Source organism: Aeromonas enteropelogenes (assembly GCF_000819845.1).
GTDB classification, from domain to species: domain Bacteria; phylum Pseudomonadota; class Gammaproteobacteria; order Enterobacterales; family Aeromonadaceae; genus Aeromonas; species Aeromonas enteropelogenes.
The window spans coordinates 43,810-57,437 of the sequence record NZ_CDCG01000018.1; the positions used below are offsets into that span (position 1 = coordinate 43,810).

9 protein-coding genes are annotated in these 13,628 nt (G+C 59.9%); 8 read left to right on the forward strand and 1 reads right to left on the reverse strand.

Going from position 1 to position 13,628, the window contains the following annotated elements; translation table 11 throughout:
* Positions 1-3 precede the first annotated feature (3 nt).
* The 3 genes from mukB to BN1123_RS07070 all read left to right on the forward strand — a co-directional run bounded on the left by mukB (position 4) and on the right by BN1123_RS07070 (position 5,623).
* Positions 4-4,431: a chromosome partition protein MukB gene (gene mukB, locus BN1123_RS07060; protein WP_042026085.1), complete on the forward strand. Its 4,428-nt coding sequence runs from the start codon at positions 4-6 to the stop codon at positions 4,429-4,431.
* A 156-nt stretch (positions 4,432-4,587) separates the two neighbouring features.
* Positions 4,588-4,977, forward strand: coding sequence for a septal ring lytic transglycosylase RlpA family protein (locus BN1123_RS07065; protein ID WP_042026087.1), 390 nt, complete (start codon positions 4,588-4,590; stop codon positions 4,975-4,977).
* Positions 4,978-5,176: 199 nt separating this feature from the next.
* Entirely contained in the window at positions 5,177-5,623 is a 447-nt protein-coding gene (locus tag BN1123_RS07070; RefSeq protein ID WP_042026090.1) for a GNAT family N-acetyltransferase, read from the forward strand.
* Positions 5,624-5,986: 363 nt separating this feature from the next.
* Here the strand turns inward: BN1123_RS07070 and BN1123_RS07075 are convergent, their stop codons facing one another.
* Entirely contained in the window at positions 5,987-6,190 is a 204-nt protein-coding gene (locus BN1123_RS07075; protein WP_026457241.1) for a hypothetical protein, read from the reverse strand.
* 619 nt (positions 6,191-6,809) lie between these two features.
* Between BN1123_RS07075 and BN1123_RS07080 the strand changes: the two genes are divergently transcribed.
* The 5 genes from BN1123_RS07080 to hydA all read left to right on the forward strand — a co-directional run bounded on the left by BN1123_RS07080 (position 6,810) and on the right by hydA (position 13,533).
* On the forward strand, positions 6,810-7,802 hold the full coding sequence (locus BN1123_RS07080) for a Wadjet anti-phage system protein JetD domain-containing protein (RefSeq protein WP_042026091.1): 993 nt from the start codon (positions 6,810-6,812) through the stop codon (positions 7,800-7,802).
* A gap of 370 nt (positions 7,803-8,172) precedes the next feature.
* The gene (ygeW, locus tag BN1123_RS07085) at positions 8,173-9,360 is read left to right on the forward strand and encodes a knotted carbamoyltransferase YgeW (RefSeq protein WP_042026092.1); all 1,188 of its coding nucleotides are present in this window, start codon (positions 8,173-8,175) and stop codon (positions 9,358-9,360) included.
* Between the two features lie 128 nt (positions 9,361-9,488).
* Positions 9,489-10,688 (forward strand): diaminopropionate ammonia-lyase, encoded by a 1,200-nt coding sequence (dpaL, locus tag BN1123_RS07090; protein ID WP_042026094.1) that lies wholly within the window; start codon positions 9,489-9,491, stop codon positions 10,686-10,688.
* A 116-nt stretch (positions 10,689-10,804) separates the two neighbouring features.
* The gene (locus tag BN1123_RS07095; protein ID WP_016350809.1) at positions 10,805-12,022 is read left to right on the forward strand and encodes a YgeY family selenium metabolism-linked hydrolase; all 1,218 of its coding nucleotides are present in this window, start codon (positions 10,805-10,807) and stop codon (positions 12,020-12,022) included.
* A gap of 98 nt (positions 12,023-12,120) precedes the next feature.
* Positions 12,121-13,533 carry a dihydropyrimidinase gene (gene hydA / locus BN1123_RS07100; protein WP_042026096.1) on the forward strand — a complete coding sequence of 471 codons (1,413 nt, stop codon included), beginning with the start codon at positions 12,121-12,123 and terminating at the stop codon, positions 13,531-13,533.
* The last annotated feature ends 95 nt before the right edge of the window (positions 13,534-13,628 follow it).

A 13,628-nucleotide genomic window follows, 5' to 3' on the forward strand; every position in this document is an offset into this window, starting at 1 on the left:
AAGGTGCGAGGAAAGTTCAAATCCCTGACCATGGTCAACTGGAACGGCTTCTTCGCCCGGACCTTCGATCTCGACCAGCTGGTCACCACCCTCTCCGGCGGCAACGGTGCGGGCAAGTCCACCACCATGGCGGCCTTTATCGCGGCCCTCATCCCCGACCAGTCCCTGCTCCACTTCCGCAACACCACGGAAGCAGGCTCATCCAGCGCGTCCCGTGACAAGGGGCTCTACGGCAAGCTGCAGCGCGGTCACTGCTACTCGGTGCTGGAAGTGATGAACAGCCGCGAGCAGCGGATCTGGGTCGGCGTGCACCTGGAGCAGGTGGCCAACCGTGACAACAAGGTCAACATCACCCCGTTTGCACTGGTGGATGTGCCGGAGAATCTGGCGCCCACCGATCTGCTGCTGGAGAAGCTCGACGACGGCAAGGGCCGGGTACGTGCCTTCGCCGATCTGAAAGGGGCGGCGGCCGAGCTTGGCGCCATCAAGGTCGCCAAGTTCAATACGGTGACCGACTATCACAACTTCATGTTCGAGTTCGGCATCACCCCGAAGAAGCTGCGTGATCAAAAAGATCGCGGCAAGTTCTACCGTCTGATCGAGGCCTCCCTCTACGGCGGTATCTCTTCGTCCATCAGCCGCTCCTTGCGCGAATACCTGCTGCCGGAAAACTCCGGGGTGCGCAAGGCGTTCCAGGACATGGAGGCGGCCATCTACGAGAACCGCCGCACCCTTGAGGCTATTAAAGAGACTCAGGGTCAGCGGGATCTGTTCAAGAACCTCATTACCGAGACCACCCACTATGTGGCGGCGGATTACGTGCGCAACGCCGCCGAGAAGAACCGCCTCTCCGAGCTGGCCCTCAAGGCCCGCCAGGAGCTTGCCGGCAAGCGCCGCCTGCTGGCCGAAGAGAAGCAGCGTGCCATCTATCTGGCCGACGAGGTGGAGCAGCTCACCAACCGCGAGAAGCTGCTGACCGACGAGCTGGAGTCCGCCGCCGAGCACTTGGCCAAGGTGCTGGCCGCCGTGGCACTGCAAAAAAAGATCGAGATGTATCGCGCCGATCTGGCGGATCTCTCTGACAAACTCGAACAGCAGCAGGCGGTAGTGGAAGAGATCCACGGCCAGTTGCTGGAGGTGGAAGAGCGCAAGGAGCTGGCCCAGGCAGAAGTAGACAGCCTCAAGACCCAGCTGGCCGACTATCAGCAGGCGCTGGATATCCAGCAGACCCGCGCCATCCAGTACCGTCAGGCGGTGCAGGCGCTGGAAAACGCCCGCGAGCAGTGCGAGCTGCCGGGGCTGACCGCCGAACAGGCGAGCGACACCCTGCACCAGTTCCGCGCCGCCGAGCAGAGCCTCACCAGCCGGGTGCTGGGGGCCGAGCAGCAGCTGGCGCTGGCCAAGGCGGCGGTGGCCGAGCACGAAGCTGCGCTGGCGCTGCTTTTGAGCATCGCCCCCGAGACAGTGCGCGAGGCCGCCTGGCCCACCGCACAGGCGCTGCTCAAGCGTCACATCGAAGACAAGGCTCGCATCGCCCAGGGGCAGGGGCTGCGCGCCGCGCTGGCTCGCCTCGAGAAAGAGAGCGAAAGCCAGAAGAGTCTCTTCAAGCTGCGTGACGAGCTGCAGCAGGCCTCTGGCCAGCTGATTGCCAGCAGCGATGAGCTGGAGATCTTCCTCGAAGCCCAGCGCACCCGTCAGGAGGAGCTGGCCGAGCAACAGGCCGAGGTCAATCAGCGCCGTGCCAGCCTCGAGCATCAGGGCACTCAGCTTGGCCGCGATATCGCGGAGCTCACCAAGCTGGCCCCGCGCTGGCTGAAATCCTTCGAAAAACTTGAGCAGCTGCGCGAGCAGAGTGGGCTGCCGCTCGCCACCGCCGAAGAACTTTCTTCCGGCATGCAGAGCGTGCTCGACAAGGAGCGCGAGTTCGAGCAGGAGAGCAACCGTATCGCGGCGCAGAAACAGGCGCTGGAGCTGCAAATTCGCAACCTGCAGCTGGGGGCCGGTGAGGCGGATCCCCGTCTTGCCCGCATCGCCGAACAGGTGGGGGGCGTGCTGCTCTCCGATGTCTATGACGACATCTCCATCGACGATGCCCCTTACTACTCCGCCCTCTACGGCCCGGCTCGCAACGCCCTGGTGGTGCTCGACCTGGAAGGCGCCATCGAGCGGCTGAAAAAGCTGGAAGATTGCCCGGAGGATATCTACCTCATTCAGGGCAACCCCGACTCCTTTGACGAGGATCTGGTGGAAGCGGACGAGCTGGGTGACGCCGTGTTGGTGCGCACCAGCAAGCGTCAGGTGCGCTTCTCCCGCTACCCCGAGCTGCCGCTGTTTGGCCGCGCCGCCCGGGAAAAACGGATCGAACAGCTCGACCTTGAGCGCGAAGAGCTTATCGAGGGTTACGCCAAGGCCGCCTTCGAGCAGCAGAAGTACCACCGCCTCTACGGTCACTTCCGCGACTTTATCGGCCAGCATCTGGATATCGCCTTCCGCCCCGACCCGGAAGCGGAAGTGCAGGCCAAACAGGCCGAGCAGCGCAAGCTGCAAGAGACCATCGCCGAGTGCAACAAGCAGCTGACAGAGGCCAAAGCGGCCGCCGCCCAGCTGACCCGCCATATCCAGCTGGTGCAGGGGATGCTGCCCTTTGCCCACCTGTTTGCCGAGACAGAGCTGGCTGCCCGCCTCGAGGCGGCTCACGCCGACGTGGAAGCGTTGAAACAGGCCGAAGCCTTTATCGCCAAGCACGGCAAGTCGCTCGAGAAGCTGGAAACCATGGTGCAGGTGCTGCGTCAGGATCCGCAGGATCTGGCCGCGTTGCAGGCGGCCTACGATGAGGTGAGCGACCTGCTGGCCGAGCAGAAGCGCCGTTGCTACGCCCTCGATCAGCTGGTGGCCCGCCTGCCGCACTTTGCCTATCAGGATGCGCAGGACCTGCTGGGCAAAGCCTCCGAGATGAGCGAGCGACTCAAAGAGAAGCTCAAGGCGGCTGAGCTTGCGGCCCGCACCGCTGGCGAGCAGCACAAGCAGATTGCCCAGCGCCACACCGAGGCGTTGCAGCTGCGCACCGCGCTCAACTCCAGCGTCGAGGCCAAGCGCCAGACCCTGACCGAGTTCGAGCAGGAGCTGGCGGCCATGGGGCTGACCCTCTCTGACGACATGGAAGAGAAGGCGCGCGCCCACAAGAAAGAGATCGAAGAGCTGCTGATCCGCACCCGTTCCCGTCGCACCAGCGCCGAGGCCCAGCTGCAGGTGACCAAGCGCGAGATCGAATCTCTCGGCGGTCGTCTCAAGCTCGAAGGTAAGGATTACTACGGTGCCCGTAAATCCCTGGTGGGTCACAAGGCGAGCTGGTCGCGGGTGGTGCGGCTGGCGCGGGAGACCGACGTCGAGAAGCGCCTCAACAAGCGCGAGCTGGCTTATTTGGACAGCGACGAGCTGCGCTCCATGTCGGACAAGGCCCTCGGCGCCCTGCGGGTGGCGGTGGCCCACGACGAGGCCCTGCGCGATGCGCTGCGACTGTCGGAGGGCAACCGCAGCACCGAGCAGAAGGTGGCCTTCTACGTGCAGGTCTACCGTTACCTCAAAGATCGCATTCGCAACGACATCATCCGCTCCGATGATCCGGTCGAGGCGATCGAGGAGATGGAGATCGAGCTGGCCCGTCTTGCCGACGAGCTCAAGCAGCGGGAAACCCATCTGTCGCTCTCCTCCCACGAGGTGGCGGCCAAGATCACCAACATCATCCGTCGCGAGCAGAACCGCATCCGGGTACTCAACCAGGGCTTGCAGAACATCGCCTTCGGTCTGGTGCGCGGGGTGCGCCTCAACGTCAATATCCGCGAGGCCCACACCCGTCTGCTGACGGCGCTGGCAGACCAAACCGCCATGCACAACGATCTGTTTGCCGACAAGGAGCTCAGCTTCTCCGAGGCGATGGCCAAGCTGTTCCAGCGCCTCAACCCGCAAGTGGAGCAGGGGGATCGCAGCTATCAGGTGATGGGCGACGTGCTGCTCGACTATCGCAACTACCTAGAGCTGGAGATCGAGGTGCAGCGCGGTGCCGATGGATGGCTGCGGGCCGAGAGCGGTGCGCTCTCCACCGGCGAGGCGATCGGTACCGGTCAGGCCATCCTCTTGATGGTGCTGATCAGCTGGGAGGAGGAGTCCCGCCGTCTGCGCGGCAAGGACATCGCCCCCTGCCGCCTGTTGTTCCTCGACGAAGCGGCGCGGCTTGATGGCAAATCCATCGCCACCCTGTTCGAGCTGTGCGAGCGGCAGGATATGCAGCTGCTTATCGCGGCGCCGGAGAACATCAGCCCCGAGAAGGGCACCACCTACAAGCTCATCCGTAAAGTGCAAGGCAAGCACGAACACGTGCATGTGGTGGGACTGCGCGGCTTCGGCTTTAGCGATGACAAGCTTATCGCCTGACAAAGCCTGACGGGTGAATAAACAAAACGGGAGGCTTGGCCTCCCGTTTTTTATGGAAAATATGCGAAAGTGGGCGACTCGTGCGCGAAAGCCGCATTTTGGCAACGAAGCGCCAGCCTGCGAGTCGGGTGGCGCCATCAATATCGGGGAAACAGGATGAAGAGGGGAGTGCAAAAAGGGCTGCTGTTATCGCTTAGTCTGCTGCTGGCAGCCTGCAGCAGCCAGCCTGATGCCGGTCGTAGCGGCGACTGGCAAGGTTATACCGAGACGGGGCTCGCCTCCTACTACGCCGACCGCTACCACAACAAGCGCACCGCCAGCGGCGAGCGCTATCAAACCAATCTCAACACCGCCGCCCATATGACGCTGCCTTTTGGTTCCATGGTGCGGGTCACCAATCTCGCCAACGGCAGGAGCGTGGTGGTCAAAGTCAATGACAGAGGCGCCTTTAAGCGCGGGCGCATCATCGATCTCTCCCGCTCCGCGTTCAGCGCCATCGGCAATACGCGCGCTGGCCTTATCAAGGTAAAGATCGAGGTGATGTAGCGAGTGGCGTGAGCCCAAAAATGGCTCCGCCCCCTGCCTTTGACCAACTTTCTCCATTTCCCGTGGAGTTTACTGGCGCCGGTTATGTCAGTTTCGATGGCTCTCGGGTATCGTCCTGATGGGCTCGTTCTCTGACTGATAAAGAGGACGGAGTACCCGATACCGATTTTGATGATGTTTCTGGGATGGAGCAGAGTTGATGGAAATTATCAGGGCCGGCATGGATGATCTGGATATCATCAGCCCCTTATTTAACGCATACCGGATCTTTTACGGCCAACAAGAGGATATGACCCTGGCTCGTCATTTTCTGGCCGAGCGCCTGTCACAACAGGAGTCAGTGATCTTTTTTGCCAGAGATAAGCAGGGGGCCGGCATCGGTTTTACCCAGCTCTACCCCTCATTTTCATCCGTCGCCGCCAAACGGATATGGGTTCTGAACGACCTGTATGTCGCGGCGCAGGCCAGGCGCTTGGGAGTTGCCAAAAAATTGATGGATACGGCAAAGGAGTTTGCCATGGCGACAAGCGCCAGGGGGCTGGCCCTGGAAACCGCGAGAGACAATACGATCGCGCAAAGATTGTATGAGTCCCTGGGGTATAGGAAGGAAGATGGGTATCACTATTTCCTGGCGCTCGATAAATAGCCGTTCGCAGTCGAGTAGAACAGAATACGGGGCCGCCTCTCCTCAAGGTGAATGGGGAGGAAAACAGAGCAGGGGATCAGAGATGAGACGATGGCCGGGGATATCAATTCACCAGCGGCCCTTATCGCTATGATTGTGACGTGACCGTGATAGGAGAGCCTGATAGCTCGCTCGGGATGCTGGTGGTCTATAAAGACGACGTCGAGATAGTGCGCCAGCCGATGTTAAAGAGCGAATAGCCATCTCAATGCCATGACGGCGTTTCTCGCCATATCCCTGAAGCGGCCAACAGGCCGCTTTTCTATTTGCGTGGTTTGCGTGCGCGTCTGCTCGACAAGTTGTTTGATATGACCCACATGTCCGTCAGCCCTGTGGCACCCTGACTCCTTTATCGAGATAGAGACTGCTGTAGTGGGCGCGGTGGGTGATAAACATGATCTGATGGCGGCTGCCGTCGGAGAGAATGATAAAGTCCCCGGCGAGGGCGGGGCTTTGCAGGCTGATCTCTTGCTCCGGGGCGGTCAGGCGATCGGCTTCATCCTTGAAGGTGAGGGTGTAAGAGTACATATGGCGCTCCACAACAGGCTCATATCAAACACATCATCAAGGCTAGTTCGTGATAACGCCGTGCGCGGCGCCCGTTCGGCGCTCTTGCCCTTTATTTATGGGCAACCCGCGGCGGCTGGTGTTATTTGAGGATATGCGGCAATAAAAAACCGCCAGCTGGCGGTTTTTCTTATCGCGTAGCCCTTACTTCAGGGCCTTCTTCAGCTTCTTGATCTTGCTCTCGTGCTTGGCAATCTTGTCGAGGCGGGCGGCGATCTTCTTCTTGATCTCTTTCTTGCTGACTTTGGCCATCGGTGGCGCTCCTTTGCTGTGATGACACCTCGGTGTCGTGGTGGATCTTTCCCTGAGATTGGCCAGAGTGCCACAAGCGGGTTGCCCGGGCCACCCATAGCCGTTTCTTTTTGTTGAAAAAGTAGTCTATTTCGCAGCTGTGGGAGGATTGGGTCAGGGATGTTGATTGTCGCGTGCCTGTGCTTTTTCCGGTTGTCAGGGGGCGTTACGGCAGTGACCAGTTCAGGACATCGAAGGAACAGGTCTACCACTGCGAGGCAAGTCACGGTAACGGCCTGGAAAATCACATCTACTTCTTCATATGAAGCTGATGTGAGGGGGCTGCACCATGTCGTTATTTGCGGAAAAGCGTATACAAGGTCTCTGTGCCAGGTTGCTCGATAGCCATAACGAGAAGGGATGTTCATTTGATAGCAAGCATGGTCGTGAACTGCTGATCCGACTGCAGGCGGTTGACGGGATCAGGCCGGTTGGACGCAGTGCCCGTCATGTGTTGACAGAGGCAGGACGTGATTATCTCGTTAGACAACTGGCCCTAGTGGTCTCTGTGGCATCTGATAAACGTGAGCATTTGCAGACCCTTGGAGTGACACTGCCTTCGTATCTTAATCAGGCCAGTTTCCATGCCCTTTGGCATGGCGATAGCAAATATCCCCGCAGTGATAACTCGGCCAGCCAACTGCCCATCAACATGGTACTGACACAGGATGAGGTACTCCGTCTGCGTACGTTGGACCCGATAGTCTTTGTGGATCTCGTTGGCCTGCGCCACGACATGACAGAATCCATGAGGCTATTGGGTGAGCTGGCCTTGCCTGAGCGAGCGCTGGCAACCCTGACTGCCGTTGATTGGCTGGGGACGCAAGTTATCACGGTGGAGAACAAGGGGGCTTTTGTCGATTACCCGTTACAAAGGGGTCAACTGTTGTTGTTTGCGCCGGGCCGTAATACGAGTCTGGCCAAACGATGTATCCCTTTATTACCTGACTCTGTTCAGTGGGCTCATTTTGGCGATCTGGATCAGCGTGGCATTGATATTGCGGTGGAGTTGGCCCGGGATCTCAATCGCCCGGTAATGCTGTGGTTGCCCTGTCAGTTAACACTTTTCCTGCAACATTATGCTCGTCCGGTATGTGGTCTGTTAACCGGGGATGACAAGGTTCCCTGGCGTTCGTCGGATTTCGCCGTGGCTGCGAGCGAAGCGGACAAGGTTGGCACAGGTTGGTTAAACGAGTTGCGGCAACAAGATAAGTGGTTGGAGCAAGAGGTATTGATCGTGGCGTCACACTGGCGAGCCTGGCTCCTTGTGAGAGGGGAGTGATGAGGCTCGTATTCTCATAATGATAATGGCAGCCCCGCCCATATCATTTATGTTCCACATCGCGGGGCCCTGATGATAATTCCTGGCTGGCAGGAGGCGTTTTTATCAATCTTGATTCATGCACTATTCACGGCAAATGACAGAAGCCGCTGACGTGATTGGATAACTCTCTGAAATAATCGTTATTTTTGTGCTGTTCATCACATACTTTTTCCTTTTCTTATTATTCCCCCGCCTTTTTTTAATCTGGCACGCTTATTGATTATCTCTTGTCGACGCTAACCGATGAGCTCACCCACAACCGTGACGCTGGTGACATCGTGAGTGAAAGGGGAGCTATCCATATATCATCCAATGATTGGGGCGAACGATGAAAGCAGTTAACGATTTAATCAAAGAGATAAAGGCACTCAACTCCAACCTGCACGAAAAAGATTTTCTGCTGACCTGGGAGCAAACCCCGCAGGAATTGGAATTGGTATTGAAACTGGCCGAATCCCTCAAGACCCTGCGCGCCGAAAATATTTCCACCAAGCTGTTTAACAGCGGGCTCGGTATCTCGGTTTTCCGTGATAACTCCACCCGGACCCGCTTCTCTTACGCGTCCGCCCTGAATCTCCTTGGCCTGGCCCAGCAGGATCTGGATGAGGGCAAATCCCAGATAGCTCACGGTGAGACGGTGCGCGAGACAGCCAACATGATCTCCTTCTGCGCCGATGCCATCGGTATTCGCGACGACATGTACCTGGGGGCCGGCAACGCCTACATGCGTGAAGTGGGCGCCGCGCTCGACGAAGGGTTCGAGAAGGGGGTGCTGCCCCAGCGCCCGGCGCTGGTCAACCTGCAGTGCGACATTGATCACCCGACCCAGTCCATGGCTGATCTGGCCTGGTTGCAGGAGCACTTCGGCAGCCTCGAGAACCTCAAGGGCAAGAAGATTGCCATGACCTGGGCCTACTCCCCGAGCTACGGCAAGCCGCTCTCCGTGCCGCAGGGCATCATCGGCCTGATGACCCGCTTCGGCATGGACGTGACCCTGGCCCACCCAGAAGGGTATGACCTGATCCCGGACGTGATCGAAGTGGCCAAGGAGAATGCCAAGGCCTCCGGTGGCAGTTTCCGCCAGGTCACCTCCATGGAAGAGGCGTTCAAGGATGCCGACATCGTCTATCCCAAGTCCTGGGCGCCCTATCAGGTGATGGAGCAGCGCACCGAGCTGCTGCGGGCCAACGATCACGCCGGCCTCAAGGAGCTGGAGCAGCATTGCCTGGCGCAAAACGCCAAGCACAAGGATTGGCATTGCACCGAAGAGATGATGGCCCTCACCAAGGGGGGCGAGGCACTCTATATGCACTGCCTGCCGGCGGATATTTCCGGCGTCTCCTGCAAGGAGGGGGAGGTGACCGAAGGGGTATTCGAGAAATACCGTATCGCCACTTATAAAGAGGCGAGCTGGAAGCCCTATATCATCGCCGCCATGATCATGGCCCGCAAATTCTCGGCGCCTGCCGAAACCCTGGAAAATCTGATCAAGGAAGCGCAAAAGCGCGTCAAATAATGGCAAGTCGGGCAGGGTGGTTATTTCACCCTGCCCACTGCAACAGCGTATTTATTATCGCGAGTCTTCTCCCCGGATAGCCCCTTGAATAAGGTCTCTCCGGCGAGATGGCTCTTCGTGAGGTCACTATGTCCCAATTTTATCTGAAGATGGATATTGCGGATAACCGCTTTTTTACCGGAGAAACATCCCCGTTATTTTCCCGTGTCGAAGCACAAAAGGCCCGAGCATTTCATAAAAAACTGGCCGGATATGAACCGACACCGCTCTGTGATTTGAAAGCACTGGCGGATTATGTCGGGGTGAAAAATATATTGGTCAAGGATGAATCCAAACGCTTTGGTCTCAACGCCTTCAAGATGCTGGGGGGCGTCTACGCCATTGCCAACCTGCTCTGTGAAAAATACGGGGTGGCCATCGAGGATTTCACCTTCGATCTCATCAAGCGCACCATCAAGGAGCCGATGACCTTCGCCACCACCACAGATGGCAACCACGGTCGTGGCGTTGCCTGGGCCGCCAAGCAGGTGGGCCAGCATGCGGTGGTCTACATGCCCAAGGGCTCGGCCCAGGAGCGGGTGGACCACATCCTGGCGCTGGGGGCCGAGTGCATCGTCACCGACATGAACTACGACGACACCGTGCGCCTGACCATGAAGATGGCGGAGGAGCGCGGCTGGTACATAGTGCAGGACACCGCCTGGGAGGGTTACACCAAGATCCCGACCTGGATCATGCAGGGCTACGCCACCCTGGCCGACGAAGCGGTCGAGCAGATGCAGGCCATGGGCATCAAACAGCCCACCCACGTGCTGCTGCAGGCCGGGGTCGGAGCGCTGGCGGGCGGCGTGCTCGGTTATCTGGTGGACTGCTTCGGGGCGAAGAACCTGCACAGTATCGTGGTCGAGCCGGATCAGGCCGACTGCATCTACCGCTCCGGCGTGGCGGGGGAGATGGTCAACGTGGGGGGCGACATGCGCACCATCATGGCCGGTCTCGCCTGCGGCGAACCCAATCCCCTCGGCTGGCCGGTGCTGCGTGGCTGCACCACCCAGTTCATCTCCTGTCACGACAAGGTCTCGGCGCTCGGTATGCGAGTGCTCGGCAACCCCCTTGGCGATGATCCCCGCATCATCTCCGGCGAATCCGGCTCGGTCGGCACCGGCGTGCTGGCGGCGGTGCGCCACCACCCGGATCGCGCGGCGCTGATGGCCCGGCTAGGGCTCGATGAGCAGTCGGTGGTGCTGGTGATCAACACCGAAGGGGACACCGACGTGGCCCATTACCGGGAAGTAGTGTGGGAAGGCAAGCACCCTGCCTGCGGGTAATCCCGCCTGCAAATGAAAGAGGCACGAATTGAAAATGATGGTGCCCGGCGGGTGCCATGACGAGTAGCGTGCGGGAGGCGTACTCCCGCACCCCAGGTTGGTTATGGAGAGACACAATGAGCAAGCAAATTCCGTTTGAAATGGTGTTGGAGAAGGCCTACCAGTACAAGGCCGAGATGACTCAGTTCCTGCGCGACATGATCGCCATCCCGAGTGAGAGCTGCGATGAAGAGCGGGTGGTGCTGCGCATCAAGCAGGAGATGGAAAAAGTCGGCTTCGACAAGGTGGAGATCGACCCCATGGGCAACGTGCTGGGCTATATCGGCCACGGCCCGCACCTGATCGCCATGGATGCCCACATCGATACCGTGGGGGTCGGCAACATGGCCAACTGGACCTTCGATCCCTATGAGGGGATGGAAGATCACGAGATCATCGGTGGTCGCGGTGCCTCTGACCAGGAAGGGGGCATGGCCTCCATGGTCTACGCCGGCAAGATCATCAAGGATCTGGGTCTGGAAGACGAGTACACCCTGCTGGTGACCGGTACCGTACAGGAGGAGGATTGCGACGGCCTCTGCTGGCAGTACATCATAGAGCAGAGCAAGATCCGCCCCGAGTTCGTGGTCAGTACCGAACCGACCGACTGCCAGATCTACCGTGGCCAGCGTGGTCGCATGGAGATCCGCGTGGAGGTGCAGGGGGTGAGCTGCCACGGCTCCGCGCCGGAGCGCGGTGACAACGCCATCTTCAAGATGGGCCCCATCCTGGGCGAATTGCAGGAACTCAGCCACAACCTCGGCAACGACGACTTCCTCGGCAAGGGCACCCTGACCGTCTCCGAGATCTTCTTCACTTCGCCAAGCCGCTGCGCCGTGGCGGACAGCTGCGCCGTCTCCATCGACCGTCGTCTCACCTGGGGCGAGACCTGGCAAGGGGCGCTCGACGAGATCCGCGCCCTGCCTGCCGTCAAAGCCGCCGGTGCCGAGGTCTCCATGTACCAGTACGACCGTCCGGCCTACACCGGCCTGGTCTACCCGACCGAGTGCTACTTCCCGACCTGGAAGGTGGAAGAGGATCACATCACGGTCAAGACCCTCTCCAAGGCGTACACCCAGCTGTTCAACAAGGCGCCGGTGGTGGACAAGTGGACCTTCTCGACCAACGGGGTCTCCATCATGGGACGTCACGGTATTCCGGTCATTGGTTTTGGCCCGGGTAAAGAGCCGGAGGCCCACGCACCGAACGAGAAGACCTGGAAGGAGCATCTGGTCAAGTGCGCCGCCATGTATGCGGTGATCCCCATGCTCTATCTGGCGGAGCTGGACAAGTAAGCAAGGGTGCAGGGATGCCGGCATCCCTGCTACCAACGATATGCCCCGCCCAGGCGGGGCTTGCTGCGTGAAGGGCAACAGGAGTTGAGGAGGAACGGATGAAACGGCTCATCAAGAACGGCACCCTGGTGGATGCGCAGGGGGAATATCGCCAGGATCTGCTGATCGATAACGGGGTGATCCGGGCCCGCGCCGCCCATATCCAGCCCGATGACGAGACCGAGCTGATCGAGGCCGACGGCTGCTACGTGATGCCGGGAGGGATCGACGTCCACACCCACTTCAACATCGATGTGGGCATGGCTCGCAGTTGCGATGACTTCTTCAGCGGTACCCGTGCCGCCGCCTGTGGTGGCACCACCACCATCATCGATCACATGGGATTTGGCCCGGCGGGGTGCAACCTGCATCACCAGCTGGCCCGCTATCACGATTATGCCGCCGATCAGGCGGTGATCGACTACGGTTTTCACGGCGTCATCCAGCATGTGGATGACGACATTCTCCACGAGATGGCCGCCATGGTGCAGGAGGAGGGGATCAGCAGCTTCAAGCTCTATCTCACCTACCGCTACAAGCTGGGAGACAGCGATGTGCTGCGCGCCCTGGCCCGCCTCAAGGAGGTGGGGGCGCTTGCCACCGTTCACCCCGAGAACGATGCCGCCATTGCGGCGCGCCGGGCTGTCTTGCTGGCTGCCGGCCACTGTGAGCCCTGGTATCACCCGCAAAGCCGCCCGCTGGAGTGTGAAGCCGAGGCGGTGGCCCGGATGATCAATCTGGCGGGGCTTGCTGGCAATGCGCCCCTTTATATCGTTCACCTCTCCAATGGCCTGGGGCTTGAATATCTCAAGCTGGCGCGCCGTCAGGGCCAGCCGGTCTGGGTGGAGACTTGCCCGCAATATCTGCTGCTCGATGATTCCTGCTACTACAAGGAGAACGGGGTCGACTACCTGCTAAGCCCGCCGCTGCGTGGGCGTTGCGAGCAGGACAAGCTGTGGGTCGGGTTGGCGGCCGGGGATATCGATACGGTGGCCACCGATCACTGCAACTTCTCCCACGCCCAGCGCATGACCCTCTCGGGAGGGGATTTCAGCCTCTGCCCCAACGGCCTGCCCGGGGCAGAGAACCGCATGCTGCTGCTGTTTGCCCACGGGGTACTGGGCGGGCGCATCACGCCGTCGCGCTTTGTGGCCTTAACCAGCGCCAACCCGGCGCGCCTGTTTGGCCTCTGGCCACGCAAGGGCAATCTGCAACCGGGGGCCGACGCCGATCTGGTAGTGATGGATCCCTGCGGTGAAACCCTGATTTCCCATCAACAGCTACATGACAACGGTGACTACAGCCCCTACGAGGGGATGCGCTGCCAGGGCCGGATCAGGCTGACCCTGAGCCGCGGCGAGATAGTGGCCCGCGACGGCGAGTTTCTGGGGCGGCGCGGCCATGGCCGTTTTCTGGCCCGCGCCCCCTTTGCCCCCGAGCTCAATTCGCTCCTGTATCCGGCGCCACACTAGCATTTTGAGAACACCGCCTAGGGGCGCCTGCCCGTGGGGCGAGAGCCCCACATGTTGGCAGAACAGTTTTTTATAGAGAGATAGATGAACACAAA

What these genes read in the sequence shown, in the direction of transcription:
- BN1123_RS07080 (WP_042026091.1), top strand. Translation starts at nt 6,810, where the DNA reads ATGTCGTTATTTGCGGAAAAGCGTATACAAGGTCTCTGTGCCAGGTTG.
- BN1123_RS07075 (WP_026457241.1), bottom strand. Translation starts at nt 6,190, where the DNA reads ATGTACTCTTACACCCTCACCTTCAAGGATGAAGCCGATCGCCTGACC.
- hydA (WP_042026096.1), top strand. Translation starts at nt 12,121, where the DNA reads ATGAAACGGCTCATCAAGAACGGCACCCTGGTGGATGCGCAGGGGGAA.
- BN1123_RS07070 (WP_042026090.1), top strand. Translation starts at nt 5,177, where the DNA reads ATGGAAATTATCAGGGCCGGCATGGATGATCTGGATATCATCAGCCCC.
- dpaL (WP_042026094.1), top strand. Translation starts at nt 9,489, where the DNA reads ATGTCCCAATTTTATCTGAAGATGGATATTGCGGATAACCGCTTTTTT.
- ygeW (WP_042026092.1), top strand. Translation starts at nt 8,173, where the DNA reads ATGAAAGCAGTTAACGATTTAATCAAAGAGATAAAGGCACTCAACTCC.
- BN1123_RS07065 (WP_042026087.1), top strand. Translation starts at nt 4,588, where the DNA reads ATGAAGAGGGGAGTGCAAAAAGGGCTGCTGTTATCGCTTAGTCTGCTG.
- BN1123_RS07095 (WP_016350809.1), top strand. Translation starts at nt 10,805, where the DNA reads ATGAGCAAGCAAATTCCGTTTGAAATGGTGTTGGAGAAGGCCTACCAG.